An 18,097-nucleotide genomic window follows, 5' to 3' on the forward strand; every position below is an offset into this window, starting at 1 on the left:
ACCAGCCCGTGCGTGACCAGCACCAGCGCGCCGGGCAGGCCCGCCAGCTCGGACAGGGCGAGATCGACGGCGCGGTCGATGCGTGCCTCGAATTCGGCGAGGGACTCGCCGCCCGGCGGGGCTTCGCTGCCGGCCAGCGGATCGAAGCCGAGGCTGTCGTAGGCGCGGCCACGCAGGTCGCCGAAGTTGCGCTCCTGCAGCAGCGGTTCGGCCGCGATGCTGCGGCCTGCGGCCACCGCTTCGGCGGTCTGCCAGGCGCGGGGCAGGTCGCTCGACCAGATCGCGGCGATGGGCTCGCCGGCGAGGCGTCGAGCCAGCGCCCTGGCCTGCGCGAGGCCACGCGCGCTCAATGGGGTATCGGGGGGTTGAAGGATCCGCGCTGCGTTCAGCGCGGTTTCGCCATGTCGAACCAGCAGCAGCCGCATCGGCGGCAGCCGCTCAACGACCCAGTCGGACCGGCACGGGTTCGGGAGCGGGGCGAATCCAGTGGCGGAACTGGGCCGTTCCGGCCACCACCAGCAACACCGGCAGGATCGCCAGCGCCACGGCGCCGGCGGCGACGAAGACAGGCACCGTCAGGACAAGCAGCAGCGCGGTGGCGACATGGCGCCAGCCAAAGCCGCCGGGGGTGACAGTCCCTGCCTCACCCGGGCGGGGTGACTGGCCGATCGCATCGAGTTCGTGGCGCATGGACTGGCTTTCGGGAGTTCGATGACCAGACCTTAGTGGCAGACAGCCCCCCCGAACAAGGGGTAGACACCCCGCAAATGTTACTTTTTGTGTAACAGACACAGAACCGTCACTTATGACCAACCGGGCCGCACTCACATGCTGCGCCGGTACTGACCGCCCACCTCGAACAGTGCGTGGGTGATCTGCCCGAGCGAGCACACCCGCACCGCCTGCATCAGCACCTCGAAGACGTTGCGGTTGTCGATCACCGCCTCTTGCAGTTTCTGCAGCATGCCCGGCGCTTCGGCGGCATGGCGCTCGTGGAAGTCGCGCAGCCGAGTCAGCTGGCTCTGCTTCTCGGCTTCGGTGGAGCGCGCCAGCTCTAGCGATTGAGGGATCGGGTCGCCGTGCGGGTTGCGGAAGGTGTTCACGCCGATGATGGGGTACTCGCCGGTGTGCTTGAGCATCTCGTAGTGCATGCTCTCTTCCTGGATCTTGCTGCGCTGGTAGCCGGTCTCCATCGCACCGAGCACGCCGCCGCGCTCGGCGATCTTCTCGAACTCGGCGAGCACCGCCTCTTCCACCAGTTCGGTCAGCTCGTCGATCACGAACGCGCCCTGGTTGGGGTTCTCGTTCTTCGCCAGGCCCCACTCGCGGTTGATGATCAGCTGGATTGCCATCGCGCGGCGCACCGATTCCTCGGTGGGCGTGGTGATCGCCTCGTCGTAGGCGTTGGTGTGCAGCGAGTTGCAGTTGTCGTAGATCGCGATCAGCGCCTGCAGCGTGGTGCGGATGTCGTTGAAGGCGATTTCCTGCGCGTGCAGGCTGCGGCCGCTGGTCTGGATGTGGTACTTGAGCTTCTGGCTGCGCTCGTTGGCGCCGTAGCGGTCGCGCATCGCGGTGGCCCAGATGCGCCGTGCCACGCGGCCGAGCACGGTGTACTCCGGGTCCATGCCGTTGCTGAAGAAGAAGCTCAGGTTGGGCGCGAAGTCGTCGATGTGCATGCCTCGCGCCAGGTACGCCTCCACGAAGGTGAAGCCGTTGCTCAGCGTGAAGGCCAGCTGCGAGATCGGGTTCGCACCCGCTTCGGCGATGTGGTAGCCGGAGATGCTGACCGAGTAGAAGTTGCGCACCCCGTGGTGCACGAAGTACTCGGCGATGTCGCCCATCACCTTGAGGCTGAACTCGGTGGAGAAGATGCAGGTGTTCTGGCCCTGGTCTTCCTTGAGGATGTCGGCCTGCACCGTGCCGCGCACGTTGGCCAGCGCCCAGGCGCGGATCTTTGCGGCTTCGTCGTCGGTGGGCTCGCGGCCGTTGTCGGCCTTGAACTTCTCGAGCTGCTGGTCGATCGCGGCGTTCATGAACATCGCCAGGATGCTCGGCGCCGGGCCGTTGATCGTCATCGACACCGAGGTGGCGGGGTCGCACAGGTCGAAGCCGGAATACAGCACCTTCAGGTCGTCGAGCGTGGCGATGCTCACACCGGAGTTGCCGATCTTGCCGTAGATGTCCGGCCGCGGGTCGGGGTCGTTGCCGTACAGCGTGACCGAGTCGAACGCCGTCGACAGCCGCTTGGCCGGCATGCCCTCGGACACCAGCTTGAAGCGCCGGTTGGTGCGGAAGGCGTCGCCCTCGCCGGCGAACATGCGCGTCGGGTCCTCGTTCTCGCGCTTGAAGGCGAAGGTGCCGGCGGTGTAGGGGAAGCTGCCCGGCACGTTTTCCAGCATCAGCCACTTGAGCAGCTCGCCATGGTCCTCGTACTGCGGCAGCGACACCTTGCGGATCTTGTTGCCCGACAGCGTGGTATGCACGAGGCCGGTGCGGATCTCCTTGTCGCGGATCTTCACCACGTATTCGTCGCCGGCGTAGGCGCGCTGCATGTCGGGCCACATCGCCAGCAGCTTCCTGGCGCGCGGATCCTGCTGCGCCTCACGCGCCTCGGCGAGCTTGAGCACGGTGTTCTTCGCGCCGTCGCGCGTAGCGTCGTCCTTGTGCAGCATGCGTGCGCTCTCGCGCAGCTGCTGGACCTCGCGGGCGAGCTTCGCCTGCTCGCGTGCATGGCGCTTGTAGGCGCGCACGGTGTCGGCGATATCGGCCAGGTAGCGCACGCGCGCGCCCGGCACGATGGGAGTCTGGTGCGTGCTGTGGCGCGTGTTCACCAGCGGCAGGCGCCCGTCCTTCAGCGCCAGGCCGAGCGACGCCAGGCGGGCTTTCAGCGCCTGGTACAGCGCGGTCACGCCGTCGTCGTTGAAGCGGCTGGCCATGGTGCCGAACACCGGCATCTGCTCGGGCGGCGTCTTGAACGCCTCCTTGTTGCGCTGCACCTGCTTGGCCACGTCGCGCAGCGCGTCGAGCGCGCCCTTGCGGTCGAACTTGTTGATCGCCACGAACTCGGCGAAGTCGAGCATGTCGATCTTCTCGAGCTGGCTGGCGGCGCCGAACTCCGGCGTCATCACGTACATCGGCACGTCGACCAGCGGCACGATGGCCGCGTCGCCCTGGCCGATGCCGGAGGTTTCCACGACGATCAGGTCGAAGCCGGCGGCCTTGCAGGCTGCGATCACGTCGGGCAGGGCCTGGCTGATCTCGCTGCCGAAGTCGCGGGTGGCGAGGCTGCGCATGAAGATGCGCGGACCTTGTTGCCACGGCGAGATCGCATTCATGCGGATGCGGTCGCCGAGCAGCGCCCCACCGCTCTTGCGCCGGCTCGGGTCGATGGAGATCACGGCGACGCGCAGCGCGTCGTCCTGGTCCAGCCGAATCCGGCGGATCAGCTCGTCGGTGAGCGAGCTCTTGCCGGCGCCGCCGGTGCCGGTGATGCCCAGCACGGGAATGCGTGCGGCCTTCGCGGACTCGTGCAGCGACTGCCTCAGCGAGTCGCCGGCCTTGCCGTTGTCCAGTGCCGTGATCAGCTGGGCGAGGGCGCGCCAAGCGCCTTCCGTGTGCCCGCGCAGCGCCGCGAGATCGGTGGGTGCATGCGGCGACAGATCCTGGTCGCTCCTCATCACCATCTCGCCGATCATGCCCTGCAGTCCCATGCGCTGGCCGTCTTCCGGGCTGTAGATGCGCGCCACGCCATAGGCCTGCAGCTCGGCGATCTCCGAGGGCACGATCACGCCGCCGCCGCCGCCGAACACCTGGATGTGCGCGCCGCCGCGCGCGCGCAGCAGGTCGACCATGTACTTGAAGTACTCGACGTGGCCGCCCTGGTAGCTGCTCAGCGCGATGCCCTGGGCGTCTTCCTGCAGCGCCGCCGTCACCACCTCGTCGACCGAGCGGTTGTGGCCGAGGTGGATCACTTCCGCGCCCATCCCTTGCAGGATGCGGCGCATGATGTTGATCGCCGCGTCGTGGCCGTCGAACAGACTCGCCGCGGTGACGAAGCGCACCTTGTTCTTCGGGCGGTAGTTGGCCAGGGCCTGGTACTCGGCGGACAGGTCGGTCACGGTGTGTCTCCGTTGATGTTCATTCGACGCGGATCGAGGCCAGTTCCGGGCTGCCCGGCGGGTAGCGCAGCTTCAGGCCTTGCAGCGTCTGCACGATCGCCTGGGCGATCATCAGGTTGCGATGGGTCTTGGAATCCGCCGGCACGATGGTCCACGGCGCCCACGGCGTGCCGGTGGCGGCGACGGCGTGCTCGTAGGCCTGCTGGTAGGCGTCCCACTGCTTGCGCACGTCGAGGTCGCCGGCGGCGAACTTCCAGTGCTTGGTCGGGTCGTCCAGCCGCTCCTGCAGCCGCGCGCGCTGCTCGTCCTTCGAGATGTGCAGCAGGAACTTGCAGATCACCGTGCCGGTCTCGGTGAGCATCTTCTCGAAGGCGTTGATGTGCTCGTAGCGCTGGCGCGTCTGGTCGGGCGTGATCCAGCCGTTGACCACCGGCACCAGCACGTCCTCGTAGTGGCTGCGGTTGAAGATGACGATCTCGCCGTCGGCCGGCACGCGCTGGTGGATGCGCCAGAGGTAGTCGCGGGCGCGCTCGTCACTGGTCGGCGCCTTCCAGCCCACCGCATGCACGCCGAGTGCGCTGGTCTGGCCGAACACGCCGCGGATGGTGCCGTCCTTGCCCGAGGTGTCGGTGCCCTGCAGCACCACCAGCAGCTTGAAACGGCGGTCGGCGTAGAAGAGATCCTGCAGCCGGTCGACCTCGAGTGCGAGGTCGGCCACGCGGGCCTTGTCGCGCGTCTTGCTGCCGCTGGAGAACGGCTTGGCCGAAGGGTCGAAGCGCGCCAGGTCGAAGCGCCCGCGCGCGGACTTCGCCGTGCCGGCGCTGCGGTGCTGAAACTCTGAAAGCGAAGGCATGCGCCGGGCCATGGCGGTCTCCCCGGGTTGAGGCTGCGAATTGACGTATACGTCAATTGGCCAGTGTAGCTTGCGCCGCCCTGCGCGTCGCTGACGGCCGGTCGGCGGCGCACAGGGGTTTCCCCGTGCGCAACCGTTCGTGCCGAAGGTCACGAAGCGCCGGGGTTTGGCGGCACAATCGCGCCCGTTGGGACAAAGAAAGGCGCGATGACGCCGCGGGTGGAGCAACCCTTGGTCACAGGCAACGCACCGATCAAGACGCCGGACGGTCAGTCCGAGCTGGCCACGCGCGCGCGCCAGCTGAGCCAGCGTCATCGCACGGTGCTGCTGCTGGTCAACGGCCGGCGCACCGAGGAGCAGGTCAAGCGCCTGGCCGAGCAGGCCGGCGTACCGCCGAGCTGCTACGACGACCTGCTGCACATGGGCCTGATCATGGTGCCGCAGCCGACGATGTCGATCGAGGCGGCGCCCTATCCGGCGCTGCCGTCGCTGCAGGTCGACCTGCCGCTGCCCGACCTCGACGCCATGCCCCTGCCGCCCTCCGGCCCGCTGGCGCCGGCCTCGACGCTGAACAGCGAGCTCGGCAGCTACGATCCCTGGGCCACGGTCGAGACTGACTACTCCGACCTCGGCGACCTTGACGGGGCACTGGAGCAGGCGCGCGACCTGCTCATCCGAGCCGTGCGATCGGACGCGCCGGTGGCCGGCTCGCTGACGCTGATGCGCCTGTGTCGCGCGCGCGACCGCGAAGACCTGGTGTCGCTGCTCGACGAGGTCGGCCAGCGGCTATGGCGGCCGCAGCGCGAGGTCGAGATCGCCCGGCTGATGCGGCGGGTGCGCCGGCTGATCGACGCGCCCGCCGATTCTTCGCTGTCCGGTTTCTGACCCTGCCCATCGCATGACCTTTCTCGCCATCGACGTGGGCAACACTCGCCTGAAGTGGGCGCAGTACGCCTCGCCCCAGCCGGGCGCCGGGCTGATCGCCCATGGCGCGGTGTTCCTCGAGACCATCGACCAGCTCGCCGAGACCGACTGGAAGGAACTGGCCCCGCCATCGAGCATGCTCGGCTGCGTGGTCGCGGGCGAGGGGGTCAAGCGGCGTGTCGAGGAGCAGCTCGAGCTGTGGGACGTCGAGCCGCGCTGGGTGGTCTCCAGTCGCGAGGCCTGCGGCGTGACCAACGGCTACGACCATCCCAACCGGCTCGGCGTCGACCGCTGGGTGGCGATGATCGGTGCGCGGCATCGCGTGCTGGCCGAGGGCCGGCCGCGGCCGGCGCTGGTGGTGATGGTCGGCACGGCGGTCACGGTCGATGCGGTGGACGCTGCCGGCCACTTCCTCGGCGGCCTGATCCTGCCGGGCTTTGGCCTGATGCTGCGCGCGCTCGAGCTGGGCACGGCGGGCCTGAAGGCACCCACCGGCGAGGCGGTGGACTTCCCCACCAACACCAGCGATGCGCTGATGAGCGGCGGTGCCGATGCGCTGGCCGGCGCCGTTGAGCGCATGTACCGCAAGCTGCGGGCGCGCACCGGCGAGGAGCCGGCACTGGTGATGAGCGGCGGCGCGGCCGTCAAGCTGGCGCCGATCACCGAGCTGCCGTTCGAGACGGTCGACACGCTGATCTTCGACGGGCTGCTCGAACTCCAGTCCCACCGCCTGGCGCTCTGACCGTCAGGGCGCGGGATGTCGGGCGCCGGGCCGCCCCAAGCCCGACGGCGCCCCTCGGGGGCAGGAGCGCAGCGACTGGGGGGCCGTGATCAGAGTATGTAGCGCGACAAGTCTTCGTTCTTCACCAGCTCGCCGAGCTTGCGATCGACCATCGCCGCGTCGATGGTGACGGTCTGGCCCGAGCGGTTGGGTGCGTCGAAGCTGATCTCGTCGAGCAGCCGCTCCATCACCGTGGCCAGCCGGCGCGCGCCGATGTTCTCGGTGCGGTCGTTGACGTCGAAGGCGATCTGCGCCACGCGCCGGATCGCGTCGGGCGCGAGTTCGAGCGTCACGCCCTCGGTGGCCAGCAACAGCTGGTACTGCTTGACCAGGCTGGCGTGCGTCTGCGTGAGGATGGCCTCGAAGTCGTCCACCGACAGCGCGCCGAGCTCGACGCGGATCGGGAATCGGCCCTGCAGCTCCGGGATCAGGTCGCTCGGCTTGGCGAGGTGGAAGGCGCCCGAGGCGATGAACAGGATGTGGTCCGTGCGCAGCATCCCGTACTTGGTGTTCACCGTCGTGCCCTCGACCAGCGGCAGCAGGTCGCGCTGCACGCCCTGGCGCGAGACGTCGGCGCCCTGCGCGTTGCCGCGCGAGGCCACCTTGTCGATCTCGTCGATGAAGACGATGCCGTTCTGCTCGGCGTTGGCGATCGCCGCGGTCTTGATCTCCTCGTCGTTGACGAGCTTGCCCGCCTCCTCGTCGACCAGTAGCTTCAGGGCCTCGGCGATCCTGAGCTTGCGCGTCTTCTTCGGCGCCTGACCCATGCCGGCGAACAGGCCCTTGAGTTGCTCGGCCATGTCCTCCATGCCGGCGGGGCTCATGATCTCGAGCGCCGGGCGCGGCTCGGCCAGGTCGATCTCGATCTCCTTGTCGTCCAGCGCCCCTTCGCGCAGCCGCTTGCGCATCACCTGCTTTGCCGTGTTGTCGGCGGCCGAGCCCGGCACCAGGATGTCGAGGATGCGGTCCTCGGCGGCATCCTCGGCGCGGGCGCGCTGGCGCTTCATCGCGGCCTCGCGCTCCTGCTTGACGGCCATGTCGGCGAGGTCGCGCACGATGGCGTCGACATCCTTGCCGACATAGCCCACCTCGGTGAACTTGGTCGCCTCGACCTTGATGAAGGGCGCGTCCGCCAGCCGCGCCAGCCGCCGCGCGATCTCGGTCTTGCCCACGCCGGTGGGGCCGATCATCAGGATGTTCTTCGGCGTGATCTCGGCGCGCATCTTCTCGTCGACCTGCTGGCGCCGCCAGCGGTTGCGCAGCGCGATCGCGACGGCGCGCTTGGCCTCGCGCTGGCCGACGATGTGGCGGTCCAGCTCGGAGACGATCTCCTGCGGGGTCATCGCGCTCTTCATTCCAGGGTCTCGATCGTGTGGTGCTGGTTGGTGTAGATGCACAGGTCGCCGGCGATCTCCAGCGACTTCTTGACGATGTCCTGCGGCGCCATCTCGGTGTGGTCGAGCAGCGCGCGGGCCGCGGCGTTGGCGTAGGCCCCGCCCGATCCGATGGCGATGATGCCGTGCTCGGGCTCGAGAACATCGCCGTTGCCGGTGATGATCAGCGAGGCGCTGTGGTCGGCCACGGCCAGCATGGCCTCCAGGCGGCGCAGCACGCGGTCGGTGCGCCAGTCCTTGGTGAGCTCGATCGCGGCGCGCACCAGGTGGCCCTGGTGCTTCTCCAGCTGCGCCTCGAAGCGCTCGAACAGCGTGAAGGCGTCGGCCGTGGCGCCGGCGAAGCCGGCCAGCACCTTGTCATGGTGCAGCTTGCGCACCTTGCGCGCCGAAGCCTTGACGACGATGTTGCCCAGCGTCACCTGGCCGTCGCCGCCGAGCGCGACCCGGTGCCCGCGGCGCACGCTGACGATGGTCGTGCCGTGGTAGTTTTCCATGGGAACTCGCAGATGGCGCCGGAAGGCGCCGGTTCAAGCGGTCAGCTCAGACCGAGCGGACCTTGACGCGGGCATGCTCGTTGATGCCCATCGCGCCGAAGAAGAGCGCCACCAGGCGGTGCGCATCGACGAAGACCACGGTGCGGTTCTCGTTGCGGCGTGCCAGCACCCAGTTGAGCAGGTCGCCCGCGGCGATGAAATCGACGCGGATCAGCTTGGCGCAACTGACGTTGACGATCGTCGAGCTGCCCAGCTCGCCTTCGAGCTTCTTCAGCGTCGGCCCGATGTCGCCGACCAGCTGGCCGGAGAGCTCGACTCCGGCCACCTGCACCGTGGCGTTCGGGTCCTCGTTGAAGCGCGACTCGATGAAGCTGGTCGACACCTCGCTCACCATCGACAGCGGCGGCGAGGTGGTGCTGGTGTGCGAGCCGCTGATGCGCACCTCGCACTGCGCCGGCTCCCACGACGGCGGCGAGACCTCGTAGGTGACGCAATAGTCGATCGCCGCCTCGTCGAACTGGTCGGGGCGGTTGGTCATGCGCAGCGCGTCCAGGCGTAGCTGCCAGAAGGCCGGGTCGGCATCGCGCACGCCGGTGGGGGCGGCTTCGGCCAGCACGGCGAACAGCTTCTCGCCGCCCAGCCAGCGCATGTCCAGCTTCTGGCGGATCCAGCCGCGGAACAGCTCCGACATCCGCGAGGCGGCCTCGACGTCCATTCCGCGCAGCGCGCTCCAGTCGAACACCCAGGGCAGAGGCATCTGCAGGCTCTGCGACGACAGGTGGGCGACCGCATCCGCGTCGACAAACTCGGGGCACACCCAGCCGACCTGGCCGTCCAGCCGGCTGTTCGCCGGGGCGCGCTCGTCGCTGGCGGCCTCGGCGACCAGGCGCGGCAGCGAAAACCACTGCGGAGCCGACCAGCCGAACTGCTGCGCGTAGTCGAGCGCCAGGCTTTCGAACTTGTGCTGCTGGCCGATGGCCCGGTAGAGGTCGAACAGCACCAGCCAGGTCTCGGCATGGGCGTGGCGCTGGCCGCCGTGGCCGGTCAGTGAACCCAGCGACTGTTCGCACTGCTCGAAATCGGCGTTGGCGAAGGCGATCACCGCCTCGTCGAGCTCGGGGTCGTGGGCAACCTCGCTGACCTCGACGGCGAAGGCGTTGGCGAAGTCGCCGGCGCCGCTGTCCAGCGCGAGCGGCGACAGCGGCGACAGCCCGGCGCCCATCACCGCGGCGGCAGGGGCCGCGGCCGGGGCGGCCGACGGTAGATCGACGCTCGCGCCGTTCAGCGGCATCGGCCGGCTGATGGCGTTGGTCCCCATCGGCGTCGGCTGCGTCGGGGCGTTGTAGAAGTCGGGGCCGCGCCGGGACACGGGCGGCGCGCCGAAGCCATCGCCCACCATCTGCTGCTCGATGGCGTCGATCTTGGCCTTGACGCTGGCATCCTGCTTGGCGCCGCTCTCGGCCACCGAGATCTTGCCTTCGGAGTCATCGAGCTTGGAGGAGCCGCCCAGCGCCGCCAGCTGCTCGGGAGACAGGCCCTCGCGGCGCACCTTGCGCAGCATGTCGAACTCGCGCTTGCGGACGAAATCGTTGCGCCGCTTGCGCTCGATCATCGCCTTCAGCTCGGACTTGGCGAACTCGGTCTCGCGCGCTTCGTCCTGCGGCGTGCCGATCTCGGCCCACTCCGTGGTCGGATTGGCCACGAACTTGACGACCTTGCGAAAAAAGCTCGTGGTGTCTTTGGGTTCCGCCATGACGAGGGAGACGCGCCGCAACCGAGCCGGGGGCTCAGTCGCCGAACATCTTCTGTTTGAGCTCGCGCCGTTGCTGAGCTTCGAGGGACAGTGTAGCGGTCGGTCGCGCGATCAACCGGCCCAGGCCGATCGGCTCGCCGGTTTCGTCACAGAAACCGTAGTCACCGGCGTCGATACGCGCCAGGGACTGTGAAATCTTCTTCAGCAGCTTGCGCTCGCGGTCGCGGGTGCGCAGCTCCAGGGCGTGTTCTTCCTCGATGGTGGCGCGGTCGGCAGGGTCGGGCACGATGGAGGTGTCCTCGCGCAGGTGCTCGGTGGTTTCTCCGGCGTTGGACAGCAGGTCGTCCTTCAGCGTCTGCAGCTTGTAACGGAAGAAGTCCAGCTGCTTGTCGTTCATGTACTCCGACTCCGGCATGGCCATGAGTTCGGCTTCGGTCAGGTCGCGGCCGGCCTTGGTCTTCCAGGCGTTGGCCAGCTTCGGGTCGGCCTTGTGGGCCGGCTTGGGGGTGTCGAGTCCGAGGTTGTTCATCTGTCGGGTGGGAGGCCGGGGCGGCGCGAACCGGTCGGCGAATCGGGACGTGGCCGGCGGCAGCGGGGCAGCCACCGGCGCCGGCGGCGCCGCCTTGGACGACCGGGACGCCTTCACCGGTGCAGGTGCGGCGCTGACCGGCGCCACGGCGACGGGTGCCGGCGCGGGCGTGGCCGGCGCCTTGGCAGCAACGGTCTTGGCCGGCGCCACGGGCTTGGCCGCCGGTGCCTTGGATGTCGGTGCCTTGGCTGCAACGGTCTTGGCCGGCGCCTTGGCGGCCGGGGTCTTCTTGGCGGGTGCCGCCTTGGCGGCCGGCTTGGCCTTGGCCGCCGGTGCGGCGGGCTTGGCGGCAGCCTTCTTCGTGCTTGTTTTGGTGGCCGGTGTCTTGCTCACGGGTGTCTCCTCGCTCCGACGGTTATACCCCGTCCGCAAGGCGCGGGCGACGGCTGGGCCCGGTTTCAGGCGCGGCGGATTGTAGCCACATCAATCTGACGCGAAAGCCGCGGATTTCACACCAGACACTGCTCGAGGCCCTGCAGGAAAACGTCCCTGGGCAGATCCAGGCCGATGAACACCATCTTGCTGCTTTTCTTCTCGCCGGCGCCCATTTCGGGCCCAGGTCGCTGCCCATCAGCTGGTGCACGCCCTGGAAGATCACCTTGCGGTCGCTGCCCTTCATGTTCAGCACGCCCTTGTAACGCAGCATCTTGGGGCCGTAGACCTGCACGATCGCGCCGAGGAAGTCCTCCAGCTTGGCCGGGTTGAAGGCGCGGTCGGACTTGAACACGAACGACTTCACGTCGTCGTCGTGATGGTGGTGGTGCGGGTGGTCGCAGTGCTCCCCGTGCTCGTGGTCATGGTCGTGATCGTGGTGATCGTGGCCGTGGCCATCGCCGGAGAGGAACTCCGGGTCGATGTCGAGCTTGGCGTTGAGATTGAAGCCGCGCAGGTCGAACACCTCGGAAATCGGCACCTCGCCGAAGTGCACCTTGCGCTGCGGCGCCCGCGGGTTCATGTGCTTGATGCGGTGGATCAGCGCGTCGACCGTGGCATCGTCCACCAGGTCGGTCTTGCTGATGAAGATCTGGTCGGCGAAGCCGATCTGGCGGCGTGCCTCCTGGCGCGTGTCGAGCTGGGTGTCGCCGTGCTTGGCGTCGACCAGCGTCAGGATCGAGTCGAGCAGGAAGCTCTCGGCGATCTCGTCGTCCATGAAGAAGGTCTGAGCCACCGGGCCGGGGTCGGCCAGCCCGGTGGTCTCGATGACCACGCGCTCGAAGTCCAGTTCGCCCTTGCGCTTCTTCGCGGCCAGGTCGGACAGCGTCGAGCGCAGATCCTCGCGGATGGTGCAGCACACGCAGCCGTTGTTGAGCTGGATGATCTGCTCCTCGGTGTCGCGCACCAGGATGTCGCTGTCGATGTCCTCGTCGCCGAACTCGTTCTCGATCACGGCGATCTTCTGGCCGTGCGCCTCGGTGAGCACGCGCTTGAGCAGGGTGGTCTTGCCCGAGCCCAGGAAGCCGGTGAGGATGGTGGCGGGAATCAGAGCCATGGAAGCGAAACCTCGGGAACGTGGAGAAAGCGGCCCAGTTGGGGGGCCGTGACTGTGGTTCAAGGTACCAGACCTGTCAAGCGAAGGGCATGCCAGCTGTCATGGGGCTTCGGGTAAGCTTCGCCCCTCCGCTTCACCATCTCTCGCGCCCGCGCGATGTCCGACCCTCACCCAGCGCGACCGGCCCGTCCCGGCGAGCGCAGTGCCCCGCCCGGCGCCGAGAAGCGCACCCTGTTCCGCAAGCTGGTCGAGCTCGTCTCGCCCGGCCCCGACTCGCGCGACGAGCTCATCTCCACGCTGGCCGACGCCGAGAACCGCGAGCTGATCGCCCCCGAGTCGCGCGTGATGCTCGAAGGCGTGCTGCGCATGGCTGACCTGTCTGCCGGCGACGTGATGGTGGCCGCGCCGCGCATGGACCTGCTGAATATCGATGCGCCGTACGAGGAGGTGCTGCACACCGTCATCGAGACGGCCCACTCGCGCTTTCCGGTGTACGAGGGCAGCCGCGAGAACATCATCGGCATCCTGATGGCCAAGGACCTGCTGAAGCTGCAGCGCGCGCCCGAGCTGAACCTGCGCACGCTGCTGCGCCCGGCGGTGTTCGTGCCCGAGTCCAAGGGGCTGAACGAACTGCTGCGCGACTTCCGCTCCAACCGCAACCACCTCGCCATCGTGATCGACGAGTTCGGCACCACCGCCGGCCTGATCACGATCGAGGACGTGCTCGAGGAGATCGTCGGCGAGATCGAGGACGAGTTCGACGAGAAGGATGGCGAGTCCGGCGTCTACACGCTGGCCGACGGCAGCCAGCGCGTCGCCGGCGACGCTTCGATCGAGGCCGTCAACTCGGTGTTCGCCACCTCACTGCCGGCCGAGGAATTCGACACCATCGGCGGCCTGGTCGCCCACGAGCTCGGTCGCGTGCCGCGCCGCGGCGAGTCGGTGCAGGTCGGGCCGCTGGTCTTCTCCGTGATGCTCACGCGCGGCGGTGCGGTGCGCTGGTTCAGGGTCACTCGCGCGCCGGAAGAGGCGCTCGGCTCCGACGGCGCCTGATGGCCGGCCGCGCCTGGCCCGGGCCGCTCGAGATCCTCGCGGCGCTGCTGCTCGGCGCGCTGCAGACGCTGGCCTATGTGCACACCGGCGCCTGGTGGCTGCAACTGGCCTGCGTCGGGCTGCTCGCCTGGCGTGCCAGCCGCGTGCGCCCGGGCCTGGCGGCGCTGATGGGTGCGGCCTACGGTACCGCCTGGGTGGCGGCCGGCACCTGGTGGCTGTTCATCAGCATGCACCGCTACGGCGGCCTGCCGGCCTGGATGGCGGTGGCGGCCGTTATCGCGCTGGCGGCTTTCCTCTCGCTCTACCTGGCGGCGGCCCTGGCCGCGTTCGCTCGCTGGCGCAGCGGCCGGCCGCTGGCCGACGCGGCGCTGTTCGCCGCGGTCTGGTTGCTGGCCGAACTGGCGCGCGGCGTGCTCTTCACCGGCTTCCCCTGGGTGGCTGCGGGTTATGCGCACGTCGACGGCCCGCTGGCTGCCTGGGCGCCGTGGGTGGGCGTCTACGGCATCGGCGCGGTGGCGGCCTTCGCCGCCGCGCTGGCAGCGTTGCAGCCCGATCGTTCTTCCGCATCGCTGCTGCGCGGCATCGCGCTGCCCGTGGCCCTGCTGGCCGTGCCGGCGCTGGTCGGCTCGCCCGACTTCACCCGTGCCACCGGCACCCTCTCGGTCACGCTGCTTCAGGGCAACATCCCGCAGGACGAGAAGTTCGAAATCACCCACCAGGCGGCGGCGCTGGAGTGGCATGTGGGGGCACTGAACGAGGCGCGTGGCGACCTCGTCGTGGCGCCCGAGACCGCGATCCCCTTCCTGCCCCAGCAGATGCCCGAAGGCCTGTGGGAGGGGCTGCAGCAGCGTTTCGGCCAGGGCGACACCGCCGCGCTGGTCGGCGTGCCGCTGGGCGACGAGCGCAGCGGCTATACCAATTCCGCCGCCGGCTTCGCACCCGGGCAGCCGCCCTACCGCTACGACAAGCAGCATCTCGTACCCTTCGGCGAGTTCATCCCGGCGATGTTCCGCTGGTTCACCGACCTGATGCACATCCCGCTGGGTGACTTCAACCGCGGCCCGCTGGTGGCGCCGTCCTTCGTCGTCAAGGGCGAGCGCATCGGCCCGAACATCTGCTACGAAGACCTGTTCGGCGAGGAACTGGCGGCGCGCTTCGCCGGCACCGGCGAAGCGCCGACGATCCAGGCCAACCACAGCAACAACGGCTGGGTCGGCCCGACCCACGCCGTCGACCAGCCCCAGCCCATCTCGCGGCGGCGCAGCCGGGTACAGCAGCGGCCGATGATCCGCGCCACCAACACCGGTGCGACGGTGGTGATCGACCACCGCGGCCGTGTGACGCACGCGCTGCCGCCGCACACCCGCGGCGTGCTCGAAGGCCGCGTGCAGGGCCGCGAGGGCAGCACGCCGTTCGCGCGCTGGGCCGGCCCGTTCGGGCTGTGGCCGCCCTTCCTGCTCGCGCTCGCGGTGCTGGGCTGGGCGGCCCGTCGCAGAGCCGGCCCCTAAAATCGCGGGTCGACCTTCGCGGCCCGCCATGCTCACCTTCCAGCAAATCATCCTTCGCCTGCAAGACTACTGGGACCGCCAGGGCTGCGCGCTGCTGCAACCCTACGACATGGAAGTCGGCGCCGGCACCAGCCATACGGCCACCTTCCTGCGCGCCATCGGCCCCGAGCCCTGGAAGGCCGCCTACGTGCAGCCCAGCCGCCGGCCCAAGGACGGCCGCTACGGCCAGAACCCCAACCGCCTGCAGCACTACTACCAGTACCAGGTGGTGCTCAAGCCGGCGCCGGCGAACATCCTCGAGCTCTACCTCGGCTCGCTGGAGGCGCTGGGTTTCGACCTCAAGGTCAACGACATCCGCTTCGTCGAGGACGACTGGGAGAACCCCACGCTGGGCTGCTGGGGCCTGGGCTGGGAGGTCTGGCTCAACGGCATGGAGGTGACGCAGTTCACCTACTTCCAGCAGGTCGGCGGCATCGACTGCAAGCCGATCACCGGCGAGATCACCTATGGCCTGGAGCGCCTGGCGATGTACCTGCAGGGCGTGGACAACGTCTACGACCTGCAGTGGACCGAGTCGATGAGATATGGCGACGTGTACCACCAGAACGAGGTCGAGCAGAGCACCTACAACTTCGAGCACAGCGACGTCGAGTTCCTTCTCACGGCCTTCGCGGCCCACGAGAAGCAGAGCAAGTACCTGATGGAGCAGCAGCTCGCGCTGCCCGCCTACGAGCAGCTGCTCAAGGCGGCGCACACCTTCAATTTGCTGGATGCGCGCGGCGCGATCAGCGTGACCGAGCGCGCCGCCTACATCGGCCGCATCCGCAACCTGGCGCGCGCCGTGGCGCAGAGCTACCTCGACAGCCGCGCGCGCCTGGGCTTCCCGATGGCGCCGAAGGCCTGGGGCGACGAAGTGGCCGCTCAGCTGGCCCAGAAGAAGGCGGCCTGACGCATGAGCTCCACCAAGAACCTGCTCGTCGAACTGTTCGTCGAGGAACTGCCCCCGAAATCGCTGAAGAAGCTCGGCGAGGCCTTCGCCGCCGACATCGCCAAGGGGCTGCGTGCCCAGGGCCTGGCGGGCGAACAGTCGGCGGTGACGCCGTTCGCCTCGCCGCGCCGGCTGGCGGCGCATGTGTCGGCGGTGCTGGCCAACGCACCAGACCGCCAGGTGTCGGTCAAGCTGATGCCGGTGGCCGTGGGCCTGGCCGCCGACGGCTCGCCCACGCCTGCGCTGAGGAAGAAGCTCGCCGCCGTCGGCGCCGACGAGTCGGCGCTGCCGCGCCTGGTGCGGCGCATGGACGGAAAGGCCGAGGTGCTGTTCCTCGAGGGCACGGCCGAGGGCGTGACGCTCGCCCAGGGCCTGCAGCAAGCGCTGGACGACGCGCTGGCCAGCCTGCCGATCCCGAAGGTGATGCAGTACCAGCTGGCCGACGGCTGGACCAGCGTGAATTTTGTGCGCCCGGCGCACGGCCTGGTGGCGTTGCACGGTGCCGACGTGGTGCCCGTCCAGGCGCTGGGTCTGCAGGCCGGCCGGCAGACGCGCGGCCATCGCTTCGAGGCGCAGATGGACCCGGTGGTGCTGCTCGACGCCGACCACTACGCCCGCCAGCTGGAAGAGCAGGGCGGCGTGATCCCCGGCTTCGCGGCACGCCATGGCGAGCTGGTGCGCCAGCTGAACCTCGCCGCGGCGAAGGAAGGGCTGAAGCCGATCGAGGACGACGCGCTTCTCGACGAGGTCACGGCGCTGGTCGAGCGACCCAACGTGCTGCTGTGCCAGTTCGAGCCCGACTTCCTCGCCGTGCCGCAGGAGTGCCTCATCCTCACGATGAAGGCCAACCAGAAGTATTTCCCGCTGCTCGGCGCCGAGGGCCGGCTGACCAACAAGTTCCTGGTGGTGAGCAACATCCGCCCGGCCGATGCGAGCCGGGTGATCGGCGGCAACGAGCGCGTGGTGCGCCCACGCCTGGCCGACGCCAAGTTCTTCTTCGACCAGGACCGCCGCCGCACGCTGGCCTCGCGCGTCGACGGGCTGTCCAAGGTGGTCTACCACGCGAAACTGGGCAGCATGGGCGAGCGCGTCGAGCGGGTGCGCCGCATCGCCACCGAGATCGGCCGTTCGCTCGGCGGCGAGGCCGTCGCGAAGCAGGCCGACCAGGCGGCCTGGCTGGCCAAGGCCGACCTGCTGACCGACATGGTCGGTGAGTTTCCCGAGCTGCAGGGCATCATGGGCGGCTACTACGCGCGCCATGACGGCCTGTCCGAGGACATCGCCTTCGCCATCGAAGATCACTACAAGCCGCGCTTCGCCGGCGATGCGCTGCCGCGCAACGCCACCGGCCTGGCGGTGGCGCTGGCCGACAAGCTCGAGACGCTGGCCGGCCTGTTCGGCATCGGCCAGGTGCCCACCGGCGACAAGGATCCGTTCGCGCTGCGCCGCCACGCGCTGGGCCTGATCCGCATGCTGATCGAGCGCGAGCTGCCGCTGGAGCTGGCGCACCTGGTGTCGGCCGCCTTCGCCGCCTTCCCGGCGAGCCACGGGCAGGCCCATGCCGAGCTGAACTACTTCCTGCGCGAGCGGCTGGTGGGCTACCTGCGCGAGGCCGGCCATGCGGTGCAGGATGTCGAGGCGGTGATCGAGGCGCGCCCGCCGCGCTGGGCCGAGTTCCCGAAGCGGCTGGACGCCGTGCGCGCCTTCAAGGCGCTGCCCGAGTCGCAGCCGCTGGCCGCGGCCAACAAGCGTGTCGGCAACATCCTGAAGAAGAGCGAGGATAAGGTCGCCCCGGTGACCGACGCCGCGCTGTTCGCCGAGCCCGCCGAGCGGGCACTGGCCGATGCGCTGGAGGCGGTGGCGCCGCGCTCCGAGCGCGCCTTCGAGGCCGGCGACTACACCGGCTCGCTGCAGGCCCTGGCCGCGCTGAAGGCGCCGGTCGACGCCTTCTTCGACACGGTGATGGTCAACGCCGAGGATCCGAAGCTGCGCGCCAACCGGCTCGGCCTGCTCGCGCGGCTGCATGTGGCGATGAACCGCGTGGCCGACCTGTCGAAGCTGGCTGCCTGACATGCCCGTCAGCCACTCGCACGCCATGAAGCTCGTCATCCTCGATCGGGATGGCACGATCAACGAGGACCGCGACGACTACG

General features: G+C 69.0%; 14 protein-coding genes and 1 pseudogene. 6 read left to right on the forward strand and 9 right to left on the reverse strand.

What is annotated here, in order from left to right; translation table 11 throughout:
- The 4 genes from AB7U92_RS05555 to AB7U92_RS05570 form a co-directional block, all read right to left on the reverse strand.
- Positions 1-425, reverse strand: a 425-nt coding sequence (locus AB7U92_RS05555) for a histidine phosphatase family protein (RefSeq protein ID WP_428575189.1), incomplete at its 3' end; no start/stop codon positions are given.
- A gap of 13 nt (positions 426-438) precedes the next feature.
- On the reverse strand, positions 439-690 hold the full coding sequence (locus AB7U92_RS05560) for a hypothetical protein (RefSeq protein ID WP_428575190.1): 252 nt from the start codon (positions 688-690) through the stop codon (positions 439-441).
- A gap of 134 nt (positions 691-824) precedes the next feature.
- Complete coding sequence (gene icmF / locus AB7U92_RS05565; RefSeq protein ID WP_428575191.1) at positions 825-4,118, reverse strand: fused isobutyryl-CoA mutase/GTPase IcmF; 3,294 nt, start codon at positions 4,116-4,118, stop codon at positions 825-827.
- A gap of 19 nt (positions 4,119-4,137) precedes the next feature.
- The gene (locus AB7U92_RS05570) at positions 4,138-4,983 is read right to left on the reverse strand and encodes a PPK2 family polyphosphate kinase (RefSeq protein ID WP_428575192.1); all 846 of its coding nucleotides are present in this window, start codon (positions 4,981-4,983) and stop codon (positions 4,138-4,140) included.
- A 219-nt stretch (positions 4,984-5,202) separates the two neighbouring features.
- Between AB7U92_RS05570 and AB7U92_RS05575 the strand changes: the two genes are divergently transcribed.
- Both AB7U92_RS05575 and AB7U92_RS05580 read left to right on the forward strand, forming a co-directional pair.
- Positions 5,203-5,856, forward strand: a complete 654-nt coding sequence (locus AB7U92_RS05575) for a hypothetical protein (RefSeq protein ID WP_428575193.1) — start codon at positions 5,203-5,205, stop codon at positions 5,854-5,856.
- Positions 5,857-5,869: 13 nt separating this feature from the next.
- Complete coding sequence (locus tag AB7U92_RS05580) at positions 5,870-6,637, forward strand: type III pantothenate kinase (RefSeq protein ID WP_428575194.1); 768 nt, start codon at positions 5,870-5,872, stop codon at positions 6,635-6,637.
- An 89-nt stretch (positions 6,638-6,726) separates the two neighbouring features.
- On the opposite strand, the gene hslU is transcribed toward AB7U92_RS05580, so the two are convergent.
- The 5 genes and pseudogenes from hslU to AB7U92_RS05605 form a co-directional block, all read right to left on the reverse strand.
- Positions 6,727-8,031 carry an ATP-dependent protease ATPase subunit HslU gene (gene hslU / locus AB7U92_RS05585; RefSeq protein ID WP_428575195.1) on the reverse strand — a complete coding sequence of 435 codons (1,305 nt, stop codon included), beginning with the start codon at positions 8,029-8,031 and terminating at the stop codon, positions 6,727-6,729.
- A complete protein-coding gene (gene hslV, locus AB7U92_RS05590; protein WP_428575196.1) occupies positions 8,028-8,564 on the reverse strand; it encodes an ATP-dependent protease subunit HslV in 537 nt (178 codons plus the stop codon). Before hslV ends, hslU begins: the two co-directional genes overlap by 4 nt.
- Positions 8,565-8,610: 46 nt before the next feature.
- Positions 8,611-10,317, reverse strand: a complete 1,707-nt coding sequence (locus AB7U92_RS05595) for a hypothetical protein (RefSeq protein ID WP_428575197.1) — start codon at positions 10,315-10,317, stop codon at positions 8,611-8,613.
- A 34-nt stretch (positions 10,318-10,351) separates the two neighbouring features.
- Positions 10,352-11,239: an RNA polymerase-binding protein DksA gene (gene dksA, locus AB7U92_RS05600; RefSeq protein ID WP_428575198.1), complete on the reverse strand. Its 888-nt coding sequence runs from the start codon at positions 11,237-11,239 to the stop codon at positions 10,352-10,354.
- A gap of 116 nt (positions 11,240-11,355) precedes the next feature.
- Positions 11,356-12,395 (reverse strand): annotated as a pseudogene (locus AB7U92_RS05605) (CobW family GTP-binding protein).
- 156 nt (positions 12,396-12,551) lie between these two features.
- On the opposite strand from AB7U92_RS05605, the gene AB7U92_RS05610 reads away from it, so the two are divergent.
- The 4 genes from AB7U92_RS05610 to glyS are packed head-to-tail and all read left to right on the forward strand — an operon-like array spanning position 12,552 to position 18,014.
- Positions 12,552-13,448: an HlyC/CorC family transporter gene (locus AB7U92_RS05610; RefSeq protein ID WP_428575199.1), complete on the forward strand. Its 897-nt coding sequence runs from the start codon at positions 12,552-12,554 to the stop codon at positions 13,446-13,448.
- Entirely contained in the window at positions 13,448-14,956 is a 1,509-nt protein-coding gene (gene lnt / locus AB7U92_RS05615) for an apolipoprotein N-acyltransferase (protein WP_428575200.1), read from the forward strand. The genes AB7U92_RS05610 and lnt overlap by 1 nt, the downstream gene beginning before the upstream one ends.
- A gap of 28 nt (positions 14,957-14,984) precedes the next feature.
- The gene (gene glyQ, locus AB7U92_RS05620; RefSeq protein ID WP_428575201.1) at positions 14,985-15,905 is read left to right on the forward strand and encodes a glycine--tRNA ligase subunit alpha; all 921 of its coding nucleotides are present in this window, start codon (positions 14,985-14,987) and stop codon (positions 15,903-15,905) included.
- A gap of 3 nt (positions 15,906-15,908) precedes the next feature.
- Positions 15,909-18,014 carry a glycine--tRNA ligase subunit beta gene (gene glyS, locus AB7U92_RS05625; protein WP_428575202.1) on the forward strand — a complete coding sequence of 702 codons (2,106 nt, stop codon included), beginning with the start codon at positions 15,909-15,911 and terminating at the stop codon, positions 18,012-18,014.
- Positions 18,015-18,097 lie beyond the last annotated feature (83 nt).

Origin of the sequence: Piscinibacter sp. (assembly GCF_050175855.1) — a bacterium.
Lineage (GTDB): Bacteria > Pseudomonadota > Gammaproteobacteria > Burkholderiales > Burkholderiaceae_C > Piscinibacter.

Excerpts from the sequence above, each read along its gene's own strand:
- AB7U92_RS05570 (WP_428575192.1), bottom strand. The coding sequence starts at position 4,983 with ATGGCCCGGCGCATGCCTTCGCTTTCAGAGTTTCAGCACCGCAGCGCC.
- lnt (WP_428575200.1), top strand. The coding sequence starts at position 13,448 with ATGGCCGGCCGCGCCTGGCCCGGGCCGCTCGAGATCCTCGCGGCGCTG.
- hslV (WP_428575196.1), bottom strand. The coding sequence starts at position 8,564 with ATGGAAAACTACCACGGCACGACCATCGTCAGCGTGCGCCGCGGGCAC.
- glyS (WP_428575202.1), top strand. The coding sequence starts at position 15,909 with ATGAGCTCCACCAAGAACCTGCTCGTCGAACTGTTCGTCGAGGAACTG.
- AB7U92_RS05610 (WP_428575199.1), top strand. The coding sequence starts at position 12,552 with ATGTCCGACCCTCACCCAGCGCGACCGGCCCGTCCCGGCGAGCGCAGT.
- hslU (WP_428575195.1), bottom strand. The coding sequence starts at position 8,031 with ATGAAGAGCGCGATGACCCCGCAGGAGATCGTCTCCGAGCTGGACCGC.
- AB7U92_RS05560 (WP_428575190.1), bottom strand. The coding sequence starts at position 690 with ATGCGCCACGAACTCGATGCGATCGGCCAGTCACCCCGCCCGGGTGAG.
- AB7U92_RS05580 (WP_428575194.1), top strand. The coding sequence starts at position 5,870 with ATGACCTTTCTCGCCATCGACGTGGGCAACACTCGCCTGAAGTGGGCG.
- AB7U92_RS05595 (WP_428575197.1), bottom strand. The coding sequence starts at position 10,317 with ATGGCGGAACCCAAAGACACCACGAGCTTTTTTCGCAAGGTCGTCAAG.
- glyQ (WP_428575201.1), top strand. The coding sequence starts at position 14,985 with ATGCTCACCTTCCAGCAAATCATCCTTCGCCTGCAAGACTACTGGGAC.